The sequence below is a fragment of the Sporolactobacillus sp. KGMB 08714 genome, assembly GCF_036598985.1.
In the GTDB taxonomy this organism is placed as follows: domain Bacteria; phylum Bacillota; class Bacilli; order Bacillales; family Sporolactobacillaceae; genus Sporolactobacillus.
In genome coordinates this window covers 32,109-54,844 of the sequence record NZ_JAUUBW010000003.1, presented here as the reverse complement: position 1 = coordinate 54,844, position 22,736 = coordinate 32,109, and the positions used below count along the sequence as shown (strand labels likewise).

The window sequence follows — 22,736 nt, the reverse complement described above, 5'->3', positions numbered from 1 at the left end:
AAAGACCATCACTCATGGATTGATCGTTAATGAGCCATGATCGGCGTCAAGCAGCACGTGATCACCATTTTTTATTTGTTCATAAAATTTTTCATCGACTTGATCCACTACCGGCAGTTCCATAATGATTGAGCTAGCCACAAGCACGGTATCCGGATATTTGATGATCAGAGCTTTGGGTCCTTTCCCGCTCATTTTCAGTTGATACATACCATCAGCCTGGACAACCGAGCTTCCCTTTCCACTAGGAAAAACAAGAATTTTCCCGGCGATGGACTGCCCTTCCAGACTATGATTTTTTTCAATGACAACGCCGGTTTTCGGTTCAACCAAGTAAAAACACAGATCATCAGATGACAGCAGCACATCCCCTTCAATAATTCCTTCGGAAACCTTGTGACAAACAAATTTTTTCTCCATCAGATTTCACCTCTCATAGCGGCATCGATGCATTCATCAACATTCCGGATGACAAACTGCATATTTCTTCTTTTTGTGTAATAAGCGCATTTGGGTGAATCCGTAACACCTTTCTTCCCATAAAGGAATTCCCAGCACGGCTGATCCATACAGGTATCATCAACAATGTCCCCGCCTGCTGCCTGCAGGATTTCAAGATAGCCCATCCGACTGGCTAGTTCTTTTGTCAGAGAAGAAGTCATGATCCAAAGTTTAACTTTAAGTTTTTTTCCTTTGACAAGTTTGGAAATATGAGCGACCTGATTGATGTTAAAATGCGGACAACCAAATAAAGCAAAATCTATTTTTCCACCCGGATCAGTAATATCCTCATGGACTTTTTCCAAATCTTCCTCGCTGATCGTGATTACGTACTCGGGATCTCCGCCTTGAAAAGCATCATTAATGGTTTTTGCCTCCGGAGTGACACCGACGATATGGTACATCGGAACGTTGCCCGCCGTATTTAACTGAGCGCCAAGATTCATCAAGGCAGCCGCTGAGGGGTTGGTCGGTACATTAACAAAAACCGGAGTTTTAAATTTGAGTTTTTTAGGAACTGCATACCCGAGCAGCTGATAATCAAAATCACTTTTGATTTTCGCCTGCACATCAACAAGCACCTGCCCCTTACGATTTTCGTCCAGCAGGAATCCATACAGCGGCGTTCTCCCTGTAATAGCTGCACAAAGTGCGCTTTGCGCCGACTCGCGGTTCGTACGCGCACCATATACTGAATTGATAAATGGTGTGGCGCTGGACTCTGAATAGGCTGTAATCTCACCGAACCTCGGTACATTTTTTTCAAGATACGGAGTGCAGTCAAAGGTCAATGTTGCCCCAACATCTTTATAAGCCTTCCTTGTTCGCCGTATCATTTCTTCATCTTTTTTTGAAATCGTTGTGATGCACTGAAAATATTCAAGATTAAATCCTGGATTAACAGTCGGAGAAACTCGGCATTTAGCACCGGCACTGACCATTTTCTCAACAAACCAGAGATCTGCTTCCTGGTTGCTTAAAGCGACATGTGTCCGGCTGACCGGAACCATCCGCTGAGCATTGAACACGTCGCCCAATGCCACCTGGATCTTCATCGCAATCTGTACTCCCTTTCCGTAGTTTCCGTCCAGCATTTCCTGCTCTTCCAGGCTTAGTTCCATCTTCACCACTCCCCTTTATTTTTTCACAAACCCTTTTCAAGTCCATTCATTAGATTTTCGACTTTTTCAACTATCCTGTGCTCCGGTACAGTAAGAATTTTTCCTTTCTTTACGGTTACTTTTCCATCAACAACGACATAATCAATGGCATTCGGTTGCATTGAATACACAATATTGGGAAGAATCTGTTCATAATTTTGAGTAATCGGCTGCATAGATAGATCTTTACTGTTTAAAGCGACAAAGTCGGCTTTATATCCGGCCTGCAGTTTTCCAATCGGAAGCTGCAGAATCTCTCCTCCATTCACGGTTCCCATATCGAAAACCTGTTTGTAGTTTACTGCAAGTGAATTCAATGTGTTTACTTTCTGAAGCATCGCGCACATCCGCATTTCTTCAAACACACTAATCCGATTATTGCTGCATGCACCGTCTGAGCCTAACCCAATGTTCACTCTTTTTTTCTGAAGAGCCGGAATATCTGTCACACCGTCCGCAAGAAACATGTTGCTGGATGGACAATAAACAAGTTTTGATTGAGTTTTACCCATCAACTCTTTCTCATTTTCATTAAGCCAGACGCAATGGATGGCCACCATGCGGTGATCATCCATGACACCTAATTTCTTCAGCAATTCGACGGGCCGCAGATTATGTTCTCTGAGGACTTGATCAACTTCAAACGGTTCTTCCGCGACATGAATATGAAAATGAGTGTCAAGTTCCTGAGCCAGCCTATGACCTGCTTTGACCATTTCAACTGAAGCAGCATGCAGACTGTGCGGAGCAGGAACGATCGTCGTCATATCGTCGGCTGCATATTTTTCAGCCAGATACTTGACGTTCTGCGCTGCATCCTCAACGGTTTCGATATAACCGGAAGGAGCACCGTTCCAATCATACATTGTCCTCGCCAGAACGAGCCGGATTCCTACATCTTTGGCAGCCTGTATAATCGCTTCATCGCTGTCGACGCCTTCATTGTGGACATAGAAATAATCGCAGACCGTCGTAACGCCATATTTCATCATTTCCCCAAATGCAAAAACTGCTCCGGTGTATACATTTTTGGCTTTCAGATAAGGAGAATATTTATATAGCGACTGATCACGCCATTCCAAAAACGGTTTATCAACGGCTAATCCTCTCAATAGACTTTGGAAGGAATGATTATGGGCGTTCACAGTACCGGGAATGATGACTTCATCGGGCCAGTCAATCGTTTCAGCTTCCGGATATTTTTTCTCCAGTTCCGCCAATAAACCGACTTCCCTGATCATTCCCCGAGCAGTTACAATCCCTTGATGTTCTGCAAATCTACCATCGATATAAAGGAGAAAAGGTTTGTATAATTTTTGAACCATCAGTCAAGCTCCTTATCTAAAGCAAGTACTGTCTGTAACAGGACATTCCCTGCTTTTACAATATCCTCTAAATCTGTCTTTTCTTCCGGACAATGGCTCTTCCCGTCGATGCTGGGTACAAAAAGCATCCCTGTTTTTGCAATAGGAACCATATGTACCGCATCATGTCCCGCCATACTCGGAAGCGAAAGAAACGGTTCATTCATAGACCCAATAACTTTTTTCAGGGTCTTCTGGATGTCTGAATCCATAGGCACCGACTTCTGATCCAGAATGATTCTTCTTTCGATTTGGACATCACGCTCCTTTTCAATCGAATCGATATATTGGGAAAGCCGGTTAACGATCTGATGCAAAATTCCTTTATCAGACGTTCTGATCTCAACAATCAGTTCCACTTGACCCGGAATAATGTTGGCGGAATTAGGAAACACATCAAAATGTCCGACTGTTCCGACGACATCGTTTCGATTAACATCTACTATTATTTTTTCAAGAGCAAGGCTAAGTTCAGCACCGGTCAGCAGTGCATCATGCCGATATTTCATTAATGTCGTTCCAGAATGGTTGGCTTCCCCGAAAATTTTGATCTTCTCGCGATAAATACCGGTTATACTTGTAACAACAGCAAGTGATCGGCCACTGTCACACAAATTTCTTCCTTGCTCAATGTGACATTCCAGAAAAACTCTTAGATCATTTGGTTTTAAGATACGTTCATCAAGCAGTTCCACATCACCTCCCAAACGTTTGAGTGTGTCGGTCAGATTTTCTTTGGTTACTCCATTTGTTACATGGGCCAAATCTTTTTTTTTCAGTACACCTGTAATTGACCGGCTTCCAAGTGTCGAAATGTTAAATGGATTCGGCTCTTCAGCGGAAAATGAAACAATTCTCATCGGGTGACGCAGAGGATACTTCTCCTCTCTTAATTTCTGTATAATTTCTGTTGCCAGAAGTACGCCGACGGCTCCATCATATTTGCCGCCGTTGGCAACTGCATCATGATGCGAACCGATTGCGATAGGGCTCAGATCTTCAGTTCCACCTGCCTCAGCCCACAAATTCGCGGCTGGATCAACCCATACTTTTGAATGCAGCGTATTCGCCCACGTTTTTTTGAGCCATTCTCTTGTGCGAAGATCTTCGATACTTCCGAGTGAACGATCAATGCCTCCATTTTTATTTATGCCGAAAGTGGCCATTTTTTTCAGCCGCTCATCGAGCCTCTTTCTGTTCACCCGAATTGAACTTATACTTCTATTCTGATAATTTTCCACTTCTCAGAACCCTCGTTTCAATACATAATTTAATATTATGTATATATTCCGATTTTTTTGGTTAAAGCAGCACCCACGTCAAAAAAAGAAGGTGATGCGCTTATCCCACAATAATATTTCTAATCTTTCCGGAAACATTTTTTGAAAACAAATGGATACATTCATTCATTCCTAGCGTTGTCTGAATGATGTGGCCGCATCTTATAATAAGTTTGATGGATTCGATCCAGTTCTTCGAGTTTGCTCATTCTTTTTTCCAGTCCCTCAGTTTCTCTGGCAACATCCCGTAACAACAAATTGAGAAAGAGGATCGGTGTACTGTATATATCAAAAATTGAAGAGGTTGTAATCGGCACACTGACTACCGGATCAGCCACGCTGAATACCGGAGATGTCACACTGTCAGTAATCGCTGAGATGGAAAAATTTTTTTGGTGAAGTTCGTTTAATTTATGTAACAATATATTGGGATATCTCGGAAAAACAATCGTTACTATATGCACATCAGCGGGATCAAGCAATTCTAAAGTTTCCCATTCCGGACTGTTTGGAGTAACTCGAATAATGTCATTTCTTATTTTATTCAGAATATAATAAGTATAAGATAATAAGGTTGCCGACATTCTCGCCGAAATAAGCACCAAACGCTTTGCTGAAACAATATTTTCAACCAGTTTCCGATAATCAGATTGATTCAAAATGCTCTCTAACTCATCAATGTTTTCACGCTCCATTTTTAATATATTTATGATGCTTTTGTTTGATTTAGCCGTGAACTGCAATCTTTGCGGGGCTGTAATTTCTTTTCTGACAAATTGCTGAAGGTTATGCAAAAAATCGTTATAACCTTTGTAACCAAGTGCAATGCAAAATCTCGAAACACTGCCCTGGCTGACATCGGCCTGTGCTGCTACTTCAGATGCAGTCATAAAAATTATATGTTTGTATCCCTTCTCAAAATAAAGAGCAAGTTTCTCATACGTTGGGGATTCCTGAGACACAATAGCTATTTTTTCTTTGAGATCATCCAGCTTACCTATATCTGTTTTGTAGTTCAATTATGTCACCACACCTAAATATAAATATTAGAATAATCAATAATTAATGGATTCATTCAATATAAAGTATATATAAATAATTATATTCATGCCGTACAGAAAGTCAATCTAATAATTTAGATTTTATTATATATTATTAAATTTTCGCTTTTTTACTGGCTTTAAGGTATTGGCAAAGTATCGATAGTTAATCATTTAGGATCTACTGGTTGATTAAAAGTCCTTTCTTACCAGTGTCTGGCACCCTTCTGATAGAATCAGTGTATAGGAATCAGCAAGTGGGTGATGGAAAAAATTTTTTTCTTTAGGAAGTTATAGGCACTGTCGATCTCTTTATGCATGGTTCTGGGACACAAATTTAAATGCTATACGTATATTTATTTATCAAGTTTTGTGTCACGCAAGGGGGGAAAATCATTAGTACGGCGGTTTTGAAAAACGTGGGAAAAACGTTGATGCAGACACTGCGAATTAAAAGAAGCAAAAATAAAAAAAAGAAAATCGTCAGCGTGGGTGAAATTGTATGTTTCACTTTTGCACTTTTATACTGCATTCTCCAAAATTCCGCCCTGTTTTTTGCGCCCTATCTAAAAACCAGCTATCTGCTGATCTGCATGATCATCTTTGCAATGCTCAAGATTTTTTTTCAAAGATATGATATTAAAATTCTTGTTTTCCTTAGCGTCTCGGCTGCTTTTGCCGGCTTGATCTCCTATCATGCACAGGACCCAATGCCGTTAGTCATCGTTGTGCTGATATTTTTATTGCACGATGTCCGATGGAAAACGACCGCAAGAACAGCATTCTTTACTTTGACTGCTTCGATAATGATGCTTTACATCGGTTCTCACTTCGGATGGATACCTAATTATAAAGAAATCAGAGATGGAGCTGTGCGCCATGCATTCGGCATGACACAGGCGACGGTGATGTCCGATCTTATTTTCCTTGCTGCAGCGGCTTATGTGTATTTAAAAAAGAAATTAGGTGCTTTTTCTGTCATAGGACTGGGCCTTGCGGCTGCCATTGTTTTTCACTATATGAATGCACGGAATGATACACTGGGCATTGTTCTATTGACGGCTGCACCTTTCCTTATTAAAATTCCGCACATCGGGCCGATGAAGACATTCGGTAAATTATTTATGCCGATCTCATACCCGCTCTTTGCCTTCACAGCGCTTACGATAACCAAGATGTATGCCTACAACAAGGGCATGATCGGAAACATCCATCTCGATCAACTATTAACGGGCCGCCTGCAGCTCGGGTATACGGCCTTTCAGCGTTATCCGATCACCTGGTTTGGCCAGCATGTGATAGAAACAGGGGGCGGAAGAGCAGGTCCCATTGCTTCAATCCATAATTATTTCTATATTGACTCGTCCTATTTGCACATACTGTTCAAGTTCGGTATCGTTTTCACAGTCTTATTTCTGCTCTGGATCTGTTTGCGGATATATCGGCTGATTGCCGCAAAAAACTATTTGCCGGCAATCATCGTGACCCTTGTCGGTCTGGAGACAATGTGGGAAGCGAACCTGTTCTCTCCGCTGAATTTTACCCTGTTCATGCTTGCGGCAAATTTCAGAAACGAAAAAGCAGATCAGCAAATTCCCCGTATAGAGAGATAAAACCGCTCATGTAGATGCAGGTATAAACGGCTGGCTTGAGAAAAAGCTAACTGGGGCGCTGGAAGACGGCGCACAGAGACCGCAATGAGTATCACTAACGTTTCCCGGTCGCCGGCCACGATACCTGTATTTAACGAAGGGGGTTCAATGTTTTTTATTCTTTGTGCAGGAATTTTCGATAACCCGCTCCGGGCTGGGACATTTTCTTTTATTCCTCAAAGAAGAGCTGTTAAAATATCGACAGAACACTTTTAAAGTACTATGAGAACCGGTTCACTGCACTGTCCCTTGATGGCCGAGGATTGACAGTTGCCCGGGGACGCCGACATCCAAATAGCGGCATAATATGCGACAGGCTGGGCGGCAATCGCATCGCTGCCGATTATGGCAGCCGGTTTCTGCCCTTTTGCGGCGATACGGTGAAGATTACAAAATGGGTGGATGCCCCGGGCAGAACAAAGGAGCCTTCAAGAGGGTGCTGAATGGGGCAAAAGGCAGGTATGGAGGGCCCTTTCGTTGCCAATGAAGCCTATTTTTTGTTATAAATCGTTCATTTGACGCCATCATTTTTTTGTCTGTACTGCTCTATAATCTTTCTGGATTCATTTAATTCCTTGATCACCCGGTACGGCTTGCTAATGACTCGAAACGGCAGTTTTCTGAGAAAGGCACTGAGATCCTGCCTGTATTCCTGCGTGATTCTTGTCGGTTTGGTTGCGATTTTTTGGTACAATTCCTTATAAAATTCCTTCACGACATCGATCTCCATGTTTATGGCCTGATGACACTGTTCGCATTCTATTTGAGCAATTTGATCATTAATGTAGACTATTTTATGGGCTGTTTCACGATCGCAATTCGTACAGAATAAATCAGCTTCCACTTCGTGCTTTTTCATCCTGATTTTCCTCCCTGACTCAGCAGTTTGATGGATCGCGGCCATTTTTTTGTTTTTCTTAATAAAAAGCATCCTCCTTCAGTAACACGATAAACGGCTTGATCCTTATAAGTTATTTTAACACGACGTTACACTCATTTCCTTCTTCACCTGTTCCAAAAAACCGCGGGTTCCCGCTCAGCCTTTCTTCCGGATAATATGCGCATTGACTCGGTTTGTCTTCCGTCAGGATTTCCGAAACTGATACAGAAAAAATTTCTATCAGTGCTCGTCCCCTGAAAAGTTCGATTATCCCGGATTGCCGGGAATGATCACAGGCCGCATCAGTATTTTTTCACTGAACGGATTATTTTCATTGGTATCATTATGCTGCTATTTCAGAAAAAATACCCTAACATCGGGATCTTCCGATAGCCTGATATACGGAAATGCAAAGCGATTCTCCCACGGCCAATGCTGCGCTTTTTCCGGCAAAAAAGTGAATAGCGTCCGATTAGAGGGCGCCCTTCCAATTGCTATAGAATTAATTATTATTTTCATTAACATTCACCGGTAAGAAGGAGGCTCATCTATTGAAGTTATTTTCTTTCCGGCAATCAGCATAGCATATTCATAGAGTTGAGGAGGGAATAAGGCAAATCCATTAACATCCAGCAAAGTAATGGCACAGAATTCCCGTTCTTTCCATCAGCTAAATACTGATGATCAGCAAAAGGCCGCGATAGGCCGGTCTGCGATCTATCCATGCGAATCGCGGTTGATCTTGATCTAACGGGATAATGAGTAAATCGAAGGATCGATTTTTTTACGCTTTCCTCCGTCCTTTTGCATGGCATAGAGAAAAAAAGATTGTGCCACAATATCGGGGTCTCTGCTTCTTATGAGGTATTATATCCGCTTGCAACGCGTGAAGAGTGTAGCGTCCGGAAATCTCTGATTCATCTTTACAGCGATTTCTCCAATCCGCCTGTTTCTGAGGGCGCGCCTTCTTCTCCAGTCTTGAATTACCGAAAGATCTATAAGGCGGCTTTTCTTTTCCCTCTGATGGAGCCGCCAAATGTTTTCTTAATGAAGCTCTTGCTTTATGTGATCAAATGGTGACGGTTTCTCTTTCTCCGATATCAAAAATATGAGGATTATGAATGATGATTTTCTGATTCTGAATGGTGACGGCATGATCCCTCCTCAGCCTGCTCAAAACGTGGCTGACCGTTTCACGCGTCGTGCCTGATAGTCCTGCTAAATCCACAGTGGATAAGTGAAAAGGCAGGGTGATCTCACAGCCGTCCTGCCTGCCCAGATCAATCACCAGATAGCGCAAAGCGTGGATGACCCGCTCGCTTGCACTGGAAACGGTGATCGTCTGCAGCCGTTTTTCGTGCAGTTCCAATATCCGCGACAATTGATGGATAAGCTCGACCATTGCCCGGGAATGTCCGACGACGAACGCCTCAAAAACGGATGTCGGAATATAAAAAAGCGAAACATCGGCCGCAACGATCGCTGAGTAATGATAATTTATATCCGACAGCATCCCGCCGTACGGAAAAAGGCTGTATGGCTTGACATAGTCCGTGTACATTAAGGTTGCTTTTGTATTCGTGCGTTCATACTTGACGTAACCGCTGAGTAAAAAATAGATTCGGTCACGCGGATCCCCTTCAATAAAAAGCATCTGCCCTTTACTATAATGACGCAAATAAATAGAGGAATAAATCGAAGCCAGCTCCTCATCGGAATAATCGGAGAAGATAAAAAACTTTGATAAAAGCTGCCTTGCCTTTTCTTTATCCATGGCTGCTCCCTCCTAATAAAGCGTTTTCTTCCCTACTTTTATCGTAGTTTAGTGGGTCGGTTATTTCAATGAAACAGGAGAAATTTATGTAAAAAAGTGATCTCTCGCAAAACAGAGACCACTTCTTAAAGTGCCTGAGAAAAACCGTAGGCAGATAGGCATGCCGAGACCGCAGCGGATCCATTTTCAAAAAACCGATGACCGCCATAATATTTCCCGGAAAAGCGGGTCAAGGGTTCCAATCCGCCTCTTCGGGAAACATACAGGAGCAGCCGCCGCTAATAAAATCTCCGGGAATCGGACCCAAGACTTCAGACTGTCACTCACCTCTTCGAAAACGCATCAATAATCATTGAGTGTCATGACTCTTACGGCGGAGGGGCAGAGAATCCGCAGCGCCTTTTCCCCGGCTGCAGCAGAATGATCATTCTGCTTAATCGGCGTAAATGACCGTGCCGGCCGGCCCGCCGGCCAATGCTTCCTGAGCATGATCCAGTGAGGTAATGATCGCCCGGCGGCCTGATCGGGCCTGGACAAAAGAGATGGCGGCTTTGATTTTCGGCAGCATGCTGCCCTCCGCAAAATGGTTCTCGGCGATATAGCGGCGCAGCCTGCTCACCGAAACGGTGTCCAGTTTTTTTTGCTGCGGAGTATTAAAATAAATATAAACACTGTCCACCGCGGTCAGAAGCAGCAAAATGTCGGCGTCGATTCCTTCCGCCAGTTTTTGAGCGCCGAAATCTTTATCGATGACGGCTTCGACACCTTTGTAACCATTCGTTCCCTGAATCACCGGAACGCCGCCGCCGCCGACCGCGACGACTACATAGCCGGTATTCATTAAATCCCGAATCGCCTGATATTCAACAATCTCGTTTGGATAGGGAGAAGCAATCACACGCCGGTAACCCCTTCCGGCATCTTCCTTAAAGAGAATGTGCTCGTCCGCCATCATTTTCTTCGCTTCTTCTTCACTGTAAAAAGGACCGATCGGTTTGACCGGATGAACGAACGCCTGATCATTCGCGGATACAAGCGAGCGCGTCAGGATATTGACCGTTTTTTTGGAAATGTTTTCCTTTGCAAAAGCATTATCCAAGGCGTTCACCATCCAATAGCCGATCATTCCCTGGCTCATCGCTCCGCACGTATCGATCGGCATCGGGGGCGTCTTTCTCGAATCCGCCGCTTTTTGTTGCAATAATATATTGCCGACCTGAGGTCCGTTTCCGTGTGTAATGGCAATCTTATAGCCGTTTTTTGTGATTTGCACTAATTGTTCCGCCGTATGGGCGATCGCTTTCTGCTGCGCTTTCGCTGTGGCGTCGTTATTGGTCTCAATTGCATTGCCGCCCAGAGCAATGACCACTTTTTTCTCTTCAGTCATGATTTATTCCCCCAATTCTCAAAGCCGGCGACCGGTTTGTTATAACGTGATGACACCCAATATCAAGTCGATGATCGCCCAAATCGCCATCACCGAAATAAACAGAGCAAATACCGCTTCGGGTTTTGTGAAAAGAGGCGTTTGATGATTCTCTTTTTGTGCCCGCCAGTAAACGAAGATGCCGACCGCATACAAAATGGTTGTCAGCAGCAGGAATTTCATGCCTGCTCCGTAGATCAGCCAGGCCGAATAAACACTGGCCACTATGCCGATCACCATATCCCTAATCCGTATGCCCCTGCGGAGATCCTGATATCCGTCATTCGAAATCGCCAGTTTCACCTGATAGAGCGCAGAGAACAGATACGGAATCAGAATAGCGGAAGTCGCAAGCGAAAAAGCGAAGTTATAGGCCCGGTCCGTCAGAAGCAGGGTTAACAGGAAGACCTGAATCAGTCCGTTTGTCAGCCAGAGCGAATAAACCGGCGCACCATGTTTATTCTCCTTTTTCAGATATGAAGGAAAGACGCCGTCTTTTGCCGCCGCAAACGGAATTTCAGCAGCGAAAATAGTCCAGGAGATCCATGCGCTGAGCACAGAAACGATCAGGCCCAGATTAATAAACGCCGCTCCCCATTTACCGACAATATCTTCAAATACATAGGCCATGGACGGATTTGACAGGCCAGTCAGCTGTCCTTTGCTCATGACACCCAAAGAAAGCAGCGAAATGCAGATATAGCTGAACAACGTTACAATTAAGCCGATAATGGTCGCAATTCCGACATCGCGGCGATTTTTGGCCCGCTCCGAAACAACGACCGCCCCTTCAACGCCAATGAACACCCATAACGTTACAAGCATGGTGCTCGATACTTGATCACGGACGGAACTCCATGAAAACGGGGCGTTATGCAGTCCCCAAAAATCATTCAAAAACAGTTTCGCATGAAAAGCAAAAATAGCAATAATGATAAAGAGAAAGACCGGAACAAGCTTGGCGATCGTTGCCACCAGATTGACAAGAGCCGCGGAATGCACACCTCTTAAAACGAGACAATGCACCGCCCACAGTAAGACGGACGCCCCGATAATGGATGCGAGATTCTGCCCGCCTGAAAAAGTTTTTATGAAGTAGCCGATCGCGCTGAAGACCAGCGTGCCATAGGCCACGTTCCCGAGCCACGCGGAAAGCCAGTATCCCCAGGCACTGTTAAAGCCCATGTACCGTCCGAATCCCGCTTTCGCATAACTATAGATACCGGCATCCAGTTCCGGTTTCTTCATGACCAAATTTTGAAAAACGAGGCCGAGCGCAACAATGCCGATGCCGGTTATGACCCAGCTTATGACGATGGCACCCGCGTTCGCGCCCTGTGCCATATCACTTGGGAGATTAAATGCCCCACCGCCGATCATTGATCCGATTACTAGCGCAATGAGTGAAAGTAAATTTAACTTTTTATCATCTTCCATGATGATATCCCCCTTTGCCGCAGACGGGCATGGGCCGGGGAAAGGAGCGGAAGGCCCTTCCCGCAGGCCGCGCCGATCCGCTATTCATTTTGCAAAGTGGCCAGCATCACAGCTTTAATGGTATGCATCCTGTTTTCTGCCTCATCAAAGACATGTGAATGCGGTCCCTTAAAAATTTCATCCGTCACTTCCATCGCCTTTAACCCGAATTTTTCATAAACCGATCGGCCGATTTCAGTATTCAAATCATGGATCGACGGTAAACAATGAAGAAAAATGTAATTATCTTTACCCGTTTTTTCAATCAGCTGCCGGTTGACTTGATAAGGTTTGAGCAGCCGGATTCTTTCCGCATATTTATCCTCCTCGCCCATAGATACCCATACGTCGGTATAGATCACATCGGCCCCGGCGGCTGCCCGGCCGATATCATCGGTCACCATCACGCTGCCGCCGGATTCTTCGGCATGGGATTTCGCCAGCGACACGATCCGTTCATTCGGAAACAACGATCGCGGGCCGCAGATTCTCATGTCCATGCCGAACTTGCTGGCGCCGATCAGCAGGCTATTGGCCACATTGTTCCGCCCATCTCCGATAAAGAGCAAGGTTACACCCTTTAATTTTCCAAACTGTTCTTTGATCGTTAAAAAGTCCGCTAAAATCTGCGTCGGATGGGATTCGTCGGTCAGTCCGTTCCAGACCGGCACGCCGGAGTAGGCCGCCAGTTGATTGACCGTATCCTGGCTGAATCCCCTGAATTCAATACCGTCGAACATTCTCCCTAATACACGGGCCGTATCTTCCACCGACTCTTTTTTCCCGAATTGAATATCCCCTTTTCCCAGATATTCGGGGTGGGCCCCCAAATCAATGCTTGCCACTGTAAAAGCACAGCGCGTCCGGGTAGAAGGCTTTTCAAACAAAAGAGCGATATTCTTCCCGCTCAAGTCATGATGGGGAATATGCTGATGCTTTTTCCTCTTTAACTCGGCCGCAAGTTCCAGCAAATAAGTCAATTCTTCTCTTGAAAAATCTTCAATTCTTAACAGACTGCGACCCCTCAGGTTTTCCTTAATTCTTTCATTTATTTTTTCCATCTCATATTCCCCCGTTTTTTGTTCAGATATCTTCCCGATAAAGCGGCATGCTCATGCATCTTGGACCCCCGCGTCCCCGCGACAGTTCCGAGCTCGGCACTTCGATCACTTCAATGCCGTGTTCCCGCAAAATTTCATTTGAAACATAATTTCGATCGTAAGTGACCACAACACCGGGAGCAATCGCCAACGTATTGGAACCGTCGTTCCATTGCTCGCGGGCCGATGCGATCTCATCACCGCCGCCGCAGGGAATAAAGTCAATCTCCTGAAGCTTCAGTGCTTCTTTCAGTGTGTTGACCAGACTTGTCCGTCTGGTGATCTTCAGCCCGCCCTTTTCATCACCCTTCTCAATTACGAAAAGATTCATTTCACCCTCCGCACCCAGTGCCGCCGGATGAATGGTAAACTTGTCGCGGTCGACCATTGTAAAGACCGTATCCAGGTGCATGAACGATCTCAGCTTCGGAATTTCAACGGCAATAATTTGTTTCACCTTGTCCTGATTGGCAAATAATTGATGGGCCAGCCGTTCAATCGCCCGCGCCGTAGTCCTTGAGCTGATGCCGATACAGACAGTCTCCGGGCTGATGATTAATTCGTCGCCCCCTTCCATGGAAAATTCAAAGTTTCGATCGGTCCAAATCGGAATCTGATACTCCGAGAACCGCGGATGATAACGGAAAATATATTCTATGAAGATGGATTCCCTTCGCCTTGCCTTCTCTTTCATCCGATTGATGGTAATGCCGTCGCCGATAATAGCCGAAGGATCCCTTGTAAAATAGAGATTGGGCATTGGATCCAGATAGAACGGATAATGACTCTCCGTCATTTCATACAAGTGGGTCGGCTGCGCCTTGACAACTTCTTTTTTTAAAATGCCCGCCATCACTTTATGAACCAGATCCATATTCGGAAGAGAGAGCAGGTAATCGCTCAATATCTGGGAAAACTCATCGACGCACAGATTGCTTTCCCGCAATATCTGACTGACAAATTTCTCGCGAATATCCTTGGTATGCAAAGCTTCAGCCATTAATTTATCCAGGTAAAGGACTTCGACTCCCTGATTCCTAAGCGCTGTAGCAAAGAAATCATGTTCTTTCTGAACGGACGGCAAATAAGGAATGTCATCAAACAATAACCGCTGCAGAATTTCCGGAGTCAGATTTTCGACCTCTTTTCCCGGACGATGCAGCATGACTGTTTTCAACTCGCCGATTTCCGACGTCACATGCACAGGATATTTCATGATCTTTCATCTCCCTTTTGTCTTACAGTTAAAGCATAATCCATTACCATTTTATCTGTAGTGAAAGCGATTACACGATAAAAGTGAAATATTTCACATCATGATCCTTTTAATGAGTATCCCCTCAACTCATGTATCTAGTCGGACCGTAGTGTGAAAGCCATCTTAATTTCTCTGTGAACCGGGTTTTTCCCCCTCTCTCATGCATGCCATGCAAATAGCCGGCCGCTTAGTCAAAAAATAAAAATCAGAAATCATACAGCCTATTCTTTTGCGGTTAAATGGCTTATCCATAGCTCCATTTTCTGATATTGGGTGTTACCCATTTATAAGACAAGGCTTGAGGACTGTTTTAATGACTCAGATTTTTGTACTCATTTCTCAAAAAGTGATTAGATACAGGGGTGCCGCCAAGACCTAAATTATAAAAAATAAAGGAGAAAACATATTATAGATGTCCAATATGTTTTCTCCTTTTTATTCCATTAAAACTCCCTTTAATGGAATCACTCAAATATGGTTTCAGCCTTAAAATTATTTAATTCTTGTTAAACAAACACACCCGTTCATCTTCTCTGAACTTTTAAAGAGCTGCTTTATTTTATATTACAAGGTGAATTGTGAACTATAATTTGTCACCCTGTTATCCTTCCCGGTTTAAATTAAAGTTTCTAACCGATGACATTTCTCTTTTTACAGCTTAAATAAATTCCCATTATTCTCCTGTCCCGTACTCCTTTAAATGCTGCAAATGAATTCCGATATGCCCTATACCAAGAATAATAATTGAGATAATAAGCCAGATCACCTTTCCATAGATACCTAACAGCAGAAATGCCGCTACCGGCAAGCTTGCTCCCGGCACCGGGATTCCTAAGAAACTTCCATAAAAATCTTTTAGAGTATGTTCACTGTTAAAATACCGTATCCAGCAAATTTCATAAATGATCATCAGGATAAAAGATACAATCAGCCACAGGCTCCATAAAGAAAACGGTTTAAGGTCATAATCATTGAAAATTATTGCCACGCAGGAAACCAGCACCTGTCCCACACGTTCTAATCCCAATAAAATCTTATTTTCATTTGAAACGATATCATCATAGCCTGCCGGTTTATACTTTGCCCAGAAAATATTGGGAATGAACAGCATCAATAGATAAATGAAGCCCACATATGAAAATCCAAAATGTCCCAGCATATTACTTCCCTCCCATTACTCCCTTGGAATTTGTTCCGCATGCCCGGTTACTGCGGAAATGCATCATATACTTTTGCTCAAAAAGGATTTATTCAGTGATCATAAAAGATCTCATATTGATGACCAACATGTGAAACGGTTTGGTTCAAATAACATGTCATGATATTGATTTTGCATACTTCATTGGAAGTAAAAAAGGGACATGTCAGACATATCTCTGATGGTTTTTTATTTCACTTTATAAGCAATTGCCTTTTTAGGACATTTATCAGCGCATGTCCCGCATAATATACACTCGTTGTCATCCATACTTTCTCTGCCACATTAAGACTCATAGGGCAGTTCCTATTACAATAGGGCAGTTAATACATGATTTTTATCTGCGTATAACCTGAGCCTTTTAATATGAAGCAGATTTCCAAGTTTTGTCCCTATTACCATAAATGGTGCCAACCTATATCCCTTTAAACGATTTCGAAGACTAAGATTACAGTTTTATCATATACTCTTTCAAACAAATATTAATCTGCCGCGGCAATTTAAATGAAAGCCCTTTCGCTATATTCCCGTCGCTACTCATTTTCTTTAAATATGTTATTCAGGAATATGACCGTGAAATTGGAAAAAGCGCTTTTCTTATTACAGGAAAGCGCCTTTTAGCGGAACAACAAAAAACTTCCATTTAGCTGGCTTAATTGAAGAAGTGAATCATTTTGGTTTTTTCCTTTCTCTTGTTGAAGGGGAACAACTTTGCCGGGTGAGACGGATTCGCTTCGCATGTTCCTGCCGATTCAATCGGCAGTGTTACATTTACCGGACTTGAGTGTAGCCATGCTCTTTAGCGCTTCAGGCTTCCGTCACTTGGTAGCTGTTTCCGACTTTGGTGACGCGATTATGAAAAAGCTGTGCGCCCCTTCCATAGTTGTGGCCGGAAATCGTTTGCCAGACGGCACCGACTGCCAGCTCTTCATTCCCGATATTTATCAACCGATGGGCCGTTCGGCCGGGAATATATAAAACTGCGCCCGGCTTCACTTCAATTAAGCGGCTGCTCCCTTTTAGATTGTCCAGCAGCAGTAATCCGGTTCCCTTAATGCCCCAGTAGTACTCGGCTGTGTCAAATTTATTATGAACATGTCCCTTTGTCATAAAAAATTCATCGCCGACCGTGCCGCAACAGAGATGCGAAATTCCGAAGAATAGTCCTCCCTCCTCTCCCTCTTTCTGCTTGTTTTCCTCCATTTCTACCCAGTACACGGCCTGATCCGGATCCATTCTGTTTAAAGCTGTTCTATCTTTAAAATAATTTCTTAAATCACCGATCGTGGTTGTTGTCCGTTTGAGATGGCTGCCAATCAGTCTTCCGGATTTAAGATCCAGAATTGTATCACTGGACTGTATTTCTATCATTAATTTCACTTCCAAAAGTATTAAGGTTGATAGTTTCTCCATAAATCATTGTGATTCATTGGCTCGGTCACAAAATCAAACAGGTTTCGATTGTCAACGTATTGTTTATAAACAGGGACTCCTTTTTGCAAATTGAAATCTCTGCAGCTGCGCGGTCCCTGTTCCTGTAAACCGGATTTCCGGTAATGATCATTGCGTTGCCAGGTTATTTGATCGGCATGACCGACTATCGGGTAGAATGCAAGGCCTTTATGCGCGCGTATTTCCTTATAGTCAAATGAATAATCGCGGATGCACCACGCACCGAACGTCATCGTGTGATGAATGTCGGCATTAATGGTACAATGAGCCCAGGCGGGAGGCACAATCACGATGTCGCCCCTCTTTGCATGGACGGCAAAGCAGCGTCCCGGATCGTCATGGGCAGTCTCCTGCATATAAACAATTGCTTCGCCGTCCCAAATTTCATAGACCTCCGGAGTGGACGAATCTGAAGATGGGGAGATCGCATGAATATGCCCCTGACTCCGAACGGGTTCTCTTCCGATTTTTCCTTTTGCATAAATCACAGCTCCATACAACAGCATGCGCCGCTTCAGATCATCGCGATCTTTGCTCCGGCCGACATCCATCGCGATAGAGTACAGCACATCAGGTCCCTTGGCAGCAGGATCCATCAGGCTTTTCCTGATATCCTTCAAACGGCGGTACTCCGGCTCGGGGCCGAATGTATTTCTGCCATATTTAAAGGTCATATTGCGATCATCCACCGTAATATCAAATCCCGGATTATAATCCATGGAACTCCCTTCTTTCTACTTGCGCACAAAAGCCTGAATGACCGCAATTTCTTTACCATTCGGCTTTCTATTGCGTATTATAAACCGCTCGATGTTTGCCGGAACAATAAATGTTTCACCATAGTGAATTTCAAACGGTTCAAAATTATTGTCCAAGCTTTCAACGGCTGCCGTATCCCCTTCAACGAGATTTAACATATTCACACTATTGTGGGTTTCGAAAAAGCCGGTCTTTTGGAACCAGTGCCGATGTGTTTCAATGAATTCAAGTTGATGAAGGCCGGTTCTCTCAACTGTTTCCCCTTTCGATTTCTTTAGGGTGACAAATGGATTGACCAGATTTTTTCTTACCCATTCCGTATTGCGGCTCATTTGAATGTTCCGTCCGCCGTCATCCAGATGAATCGGGCGGGGCTTCCCGTCAAGGCCGGTTCTTCCCCAGTCCCACAGCTTAAAGGTGAAGATATAGGGCGTTGCGCTGATTTCCAGGACAACGGTATCGCGGCCTCCGCAATGCACGGTTCCTGCCGGAATTGAATAGTGATCGTGTTTTTTCACCGGAAAACGATTGATGTATTTTTCATCGGGAAATCGTACGGCACCGGTCTGAGCTTTACGAAGATCATTCATCAAATCTTCCTTACGGACGTCATCCTTTAAACCTAAATAGATGGAGGAACGATCTGTAGACTGAAGAATATAATAGCTCTCATCCTGAGTGTAATGCATCCCATATTTATCCTCGATATACTCAGTCAGGGGATGAACCTGCAAACTCAGGTTTCCTCCCCCCATCGTATCAAGATAATCAAATCGAATTGGAAATTCTTCGCCAAAACGGGCATGGACTTCAGGACCCAGAAGCTCGTCAGGAAATTGCTGGACTAAATTAATGGACGGCACTTCAACGCGTACTTCCCCGAAACGCAGGAAAAGGCTGTTTTCTTCCGGGACACCGTCAAACGCCCAACCATAGTTTGGAACTTCCGGGTCCAGGCCATAATGCTCTTTCATCCACTGACCGCCCCATACGCTTGCATCAAAATAAGGAACAACGCGAAAGGGCCGATGGACAACTTCCCGCAGCGCTTCTCTGTAATCGGCTCCCGAGACCATTTTCGGATCGTCGCCGGTATTCGTATCGAGCAGAAAATCAATGCAATCAAATATCTTCATTTTCTGGCGGTCGGCCATCCGCCATTCAAAGAAAAAACCGCGCTTATATTTTCGCAAAATATCCTGATGCCGATTGTTCATTTTCCAATTCGGCATACCGGCACGATAGCGCCGCTGAATTTCCCAGCGGGCCAAATCGCAATAAATCAATAGGTCCGGATCCGGTACTAATACGGATGCTCCTGTACCATAGATAATTGTTAACCCACTAGGCTGATTAAACGATTGCTGAAGGCGGGATAGATCAGGAAAAAATTGTTCCAGACGATAATGCGACAGAATTCCGAAAACACGATCATCTGTTAATGTATCTTTAACTCGTTCACTCATTTGTTCCCCGTCGGCTGCCAGATCATCTGCAAAAATAGCACGGTCAGGATTCAGTTTCGTTATCAGTTCTCGTTCAATTTCTTCATTGTCTACACCTGGATATTCTTCGACAGCAATCGTAACATCTTCACGACCAAATGTACGGACTTTTTCTTTAATCGCTTTTATAATCGACGGATAACCGCGCCAGGCTTCTTTGTAATGCATTATTTTGATCTCTGGTTCTAAATCATATTTTGCCATAGAACAAAACCCCTCAGCAATTCTAATGTAGTAATGTTATAACTTTAGAACATAAAATGGTCATCTGGCACAGCTTTCAAGGTATCCCCCATGTTCATTATGCTGGCTTTGGCGGATTGAATCGCTTTTTGATACGGCGAAGAAGATGACAGTGCTAATTCAAGAACCATTGCCAGATTCATTCCTGTTAAATAAGTCACTTTTTTGTTTAATTTCAAAGCGGTCGAATAGCCGTTTGTTCCGGGTGATCCGGACGGAATATCAGAAACTAATAGAATATCGTCGGCTTCCGGGATCTCGTTCATCATCTGTGTAAAATTTTTTTTGAAGTTTTCAAGTCCGTCCGATTTCATACTCAGTACAAGAATATTGTCTTGCCTGCCTGCAATAAACTCGATCGCTTTCTTCATTCCTTCGGCCAGTCCGTCATGACCGACCAATACTATTTTCTTTGCCATACTCTTCTCCTCAGATTGTTGCTTTTATAATATATTCCACGCCGACGCCGGCAAAAGCCAGGATAAAATAGATGATAATCAATTTGATCGGTGAAACGTGCTTCTTCGACATGAAATACCATGAAATCAGAATCAATAACAGTGGAGCCAGGCTTGGAAAAATGTTGTCCAATATCTGCTGAATGTCCAGTGTCGAATGGGCCATATTGATTTTAATCGGAAGCGGTAATTTTACATAAGTCGCAGCAACCCCGCCGGTAACAATCGTGCCCAGTACCGTTATTGCCTGAGTTACGTTTTGAGCCATTTCGCCTACAAAAAGATTCACCGCATCTGCACCTAATTCATATCCCTTGTAGAATAAATAACGAGAACCCAGCACAATAATCAGGTTATAAGCAACCATGTAAAATAAGGGGCCTAGAATATTTCCTCCTGCTCCCAGACCCATGCCGATTGAAAGAAGAATCGGTATTAACATGCCTGGAATCATTGAATCGCCAATTCCCGCCAGCGGGCCCATTAAACCGACTTTCAGACTCGTAATAAAATCATCGGTAACACCTTCCGCACCCAACGCTCTCTGTTCTTCCAGTCCGACGGTCATTCCATTGACAATGGCACCCAGCTGAGGCTCGGTATTATAAAAAACGGAATGCCGCTCCAAAGCCTCTTTCAATTTATCCGGATCTTTTCCGTACAGTTTTTTCAAAACCGGTTCCATTGCGTAGGCAAAACCAAACGCTTCCAGAAATTCATAACTTGTTGCCACCAGGTTATACATCATCCATCTGAAATAGGATTTGTGCACAGTTTTTTTATCCAGCAACTGGTAAGTCTTTCTTTCAGCCATCAGAATTCCTCCTCATCATTCGAATCGGTATGATCGCCTGTAGCTGACGCATTGGGATTATTCCCCTTGTTAATGGCAAAGAAATAGATCACGGCAATAGCCGCAGCCAGGATAGCCAGAGCAATCATATTTAACTTGATGAAAACAACCGCAACGACACCCAACAGGAAGAAGATTAACATATAGTTTTTCTTAATAACTACCGTCAGCAGCATGACAATGCCTAATGCCGGCAGAGCCCCGCCAAGATAAGTCATGACATCAATCAAGTACTGCGGCATACTCGAAAGTAATTTCTTCGCAAATCCTGCGCCAAAGAAAATCACCAGGAAGGAAGGTGTAAAACGAATGACAAAGTTAAATAGCTGGGGGCCCCAAATTGTATTAAAATGAAAACTGCGTTCATTTCCCTCATGAATTGCTTTCTCGGCACGATGATTCCAGTAAGAATTCAAAACTTGAAACAGGTTAAAAACAATCGTCCCGATCACACCGATCGTCGTGGCTAATGTCACGGCAACACCCGTCGAAGCATGCGACAATAATGCCAGGGCAATCGCGGGATAAGCGACAAAGTTCAGATCGGCAGGCATTTGGCCGCCGGGCGTTACGAGAGCAATATAGACAGCCTGAACCGCAATGCCGATAATGATCCCCTGAGTCACATCACCAAGAATAATGCCAATCAAAAAACCTGAAACCAACGGTCTGGATAAGGTATACCAGCCGCCGGTCAGCCCAAACAGCCAGGGCGTACTCAGGGCCCCCAAATAGCAGAGAATCGAAATAATTACCGCTTGAATAAAAAGTGTCACAGTCATCATCGAACGCTCCTTTCAATTTTAATTTTGTCGAACCTTTTTAAATTCCGCCTTGGCTTCTTCCCAAGTTGTTTTTTTTGAATCAGGCACCAATTGAAAATACACGGTCATTCCATGATCGATCAAGAACTCAAAGGCTTTCATGTCTTCCTCGGTAATATTGGCATTCGGCCCCACCTTCCGTGCCCCCTGACGCACACTCATCGGACCCACATCAAGACTTTGCTGCTGAGAAGGCAAATCCGCACCGGCCTGATAAAGTCTCACCAGTGTTGCCGGGCTCTTTGCAATTAAGAAATAGCGCTTCGGACTTTTCACAATGTCCTGCCATCGTTCCGCTGTATGACTGACCGTCATGACAAAAGCTTTTAATGGTCCCGGAACAGCGGTCTTTAAGGCTTTGGCAATAATCGGATTCTTCGCCGCAACATCGTCAACGGCAATGACTCCATCTGCCTGGCGTTCGGCAAGCCATCGTATGACCACCTGACCATGAATGATGCGATCATCGACACGAACAAAAGAAATCGCCAAGATCCATCCCCTCTTTTCATTGTTATATCATTACTACATTT

At 44.0% G+C, this 22,736-nt stretch carries 21 protein-coding genes; 1 reads left to right on the top strand and 20 read right to left on the bottom strand.

All coding sequences use genetic code 11. The annotated features are described in order from the left end of the window. Positions 1–12: 12 nt before the first annotated feature. The 5 genes from Q6A92_RS02345 to Q6A92_RS02325 form a co-directional block, all read right to left on the bottom strand. Complete coding sequence (locus tag Q6A92_RS02345) at positions 13–420, bottom strand: aconitase X swivel domain-containing protein (protein WP_274399801.1); 408 nt, start codon at positions 418–420, stop codon at positions 13–15. Further along, positions 420–1,622: an aconitase X catalytic domain-containing protein gene (locus Q6A92_RS02340; RefSeq protein WP_274399800.1), complete on the bottom strand. Its 1,203-nt coding sequence runs from the start codon at positions 1,620–1,622 to the stop codon at positions 420–422. Before Q6A92_RS02340 ends, Q6A92_RS02345 begins: the two co-directional genes overlap by 1 nt. 23 nt (positions 1,623–1,645) lie before the next feature. Then, positions 1,646–2,986, bottom strand: coding sequence for an amidohydrolase family protein (locus Q6A92_RS02335; RefSeq protein ID WP_332236909.1), 1,341 nt, complete (start codon positions 2,984–2,986; stop codon positions 1,646–1,648). Further along, positions 2,986–4,266: a Zn-dependent hydrolase gene (locus Q6A92_RS02330; RefSeq protein ID WP_332236908.1), complete on the bottom strand. Its 1,281-nt coding sequence runs from the start codon at positions 4,264–4,266 to the stop codon at positions 2,986–2,988. The genes Q6A92_RS02335 and Q6A92_RS02330 overlap by 1 nt, the downstream gene beginning before the upstream one ends. 161 nt (positions 4,267–4,427) lie before the next feature. Beyond that, a complete protein-coding gene (locus Q6A92_RS02325; RefSeq protein WP_332236907.1) occupies positions 4,428–5,324 on the bottom strand; it encodes a MurR/RpiR family transcriptional regulator in 897 nt (298 codons plus the stop codon). Between the two features lie 455 nt (positions 5,325–5,779). On the opposite strand from Q6A92_RS02325, the gene Q6A92_RS02320 reads away from it, so the two are divergent. Further along, positions 5,780–6,958, top strand: coding sequence for a polysaccharide polymerase (locus Q6A92_RS02320; protein ID WP_332236906.1), 1,179 nt, complete (start codon positions 5,780–5,782; stop codon positions 6,956–6,958). Between the two features lie 550 nt (positions 6,959–7,508). Here Q6A92_RS02320 and Q6A92_RS02315 read toward each other — a convergent pair. The 15 genes from Q6A92_RS02315 to Q6A92_RS02250 form a co-directional block, all read right to left on the bottom strand. Continuing rightward, positions 7,509–7,856 (bottom strand): bh protein, encoded by a 348-nt coding sequence (locus Q6A92_RS02315; RefSeq protein ID WP_274399792.1) that lies wholly within the window; start codon positions 7,854–7,856, stop codon positions 7,509–7,511. 1,090 nt (positions 7,857–8,946) lie between these two features. After that, complete coding sequence (locus Q6A92_RS02310) at positions 8,947–9,651, bottom strand: Crp/Fnr family transcriptional regulator (RefSeq protein ID WP_332236905.1); 705 nt, start codon at positions 9,649–9,651, stop codon at positions 8,947–8,949. A gap of 433 nt (positions 9,652–10,084) precedes the next feature. Continuing rightward, on the bottom strand, positions 10,085–11,038 hold the full coding sequence (arcC, locus tag Q6A92_RS02305; RefSeq protein ID WP_274399786.1) for a carbamate kinase: 954 nt from the start codon (positions 11,036–11,038) through the stop codon (positions 10,085–10,087). Between the two features lie 39 nt (positions 11,039–11,077). Continuing rightward, entirely contained in the window at positions 11,078–12,514 is a 1,437-nt protein-coding gene (gene arcD, locus Q6A92_RS02300) for an arginine-ornithine antiporter (protein ID WP_332236904.1), read from the bottom strand. Between the two features lie 80 nt (positions 12,515–12,594). Then, on the bottom strand, positions 12,595–13,614 hold the full coding sequence (gene argF / locus Q6A92_RS02295; RefSeq protein ID WP_274399781.1) for an ornithine carbamoyltransferase: 1,020 nt from the start codon (positions 13,612–13,614) through the stop codon (positions 12,595–12,597). A gap of 22 nt (positions 13,615–13,636) precedes the next feature. Then, positions 13,637–14,869, bottom strand: a complete 1,233-nt coding sequence (arcA, locus tag Q6A92_RS02290) for an arginine deiminase (RefSeq protein WP_274399780.1) — start codon at positions 14,867–14,869, stop codon at positions 13,637–13,639. A gap of 715 nt (positions 14,870–15,584) precedes the next feature. Beyond that, complete coding sequence (locus Q6A92_RS02285; RefSeq protein WP_274399778.1) at positions 15,585–16,070, bottom strand: hypothetical protein; 486 nt, start codon at positions 16,068–16,070, stop codon at positions 15,585–15,587. Positions 16,071–16,298: 228 nt separating this feature from the next. Further along, entirely contained in the window at positions 16,299–16,379 is an 81-nt protein-coding gene (locus Q6A92_RS20205; protein ID WP_443029673.1) for a 4Fe-4S binding protein, read from the bottom strand. A gap of 537 nt (positions 16,380–16,916) precedes the next feature. Then, complete coding sequence (locus Q6A92_RS02280; RefSeq protein ID WP_332236902.1) at positions 16,917–17,480, bottom strand: glucose-6-phosphate isomerase family protein; 564 nt, start codon at positions 17,478–17,480, stop codon at positions 16,917–16,919. A 20-nt stretch (positions 17,481–17,500) separates the two neighbouring features. Continuing rightward, the gene (locus tag Q6A92_RS02275; protein WP_332236901.1) at positions 17,501–18,280 is read right to left on the bottom strand and encodes a glucose-6-phosphate isomerase family protein; all 780 of its coding nucleotides are present in this window, start codon (positions 18,278–18,280) and stop codon (positions 17,501–17,503) included. Positions 18,281–18,295: 15 nt separating this feature from the next. Next, a complete protein-coding gene (locus tag Q6A92_RS02270) occupies positions 18,296–20,029 on the bottom strand; it encodes a class I mannose-6-phosphate isomerase (protein WP_332236900.1) in 1,734 nt (577 codons plus the stop codon). 44 nt (positions 20,030–20,073) lie between these two features. Next, positions 20,074–20,487 (bottom strand): PTS sugar transporter subunit IIA, encoded by a 414-nt coding sequence (locus Q6A92_RS02265; protein WP_332236899.1) that lies wholly within the window; start codon positions 20,485–20,487, stop codon positions 20,074–20,076. A gap of 10 nt (positions 20,488–20,497) precedes the next feature. Next, entirely contained in the window at positions 20,498–21,340 is an 843-nt protein-coding gene (locus tag Q6A92_RS02260) for a PTS system mannose/fructose/sorbose family transporter subunit IID (protein WP_332236898.1), read from the bottom strand. Next, on the bottom strand, positions 21,340–22,161 hold the full coding sequence (locus tag Q6A92_RS02255; protein WP_274399771.1) for a PTS mannose/fructose/sorbose/N-acetylgalactosamine transporter subunit IIC: 822 nt from the start codon (positions 22,159–22,161) through the stop codon (positions 21,340–21,342). The genes Q6A92_RS02260 and Q6A92_RS02255 overlap by 1 nt, the downstream gene beginning before the upstream one ends. 21 nt (positions 22,162–22,182) lie before the next feature. Then, entirely contained in the window at positions 22,183–22,695 is a 513-nt protein-coding gene (locus tag Q6A92_RS02250) for a PTS system mannose/fructose/N-acetylgalactosamine-transporter subunit IIB (RefSeq protein ID WP_274399769.1), read from the bottom strand. Positions 22,696–22,736 lie beyond the last annotated feature (41 nt).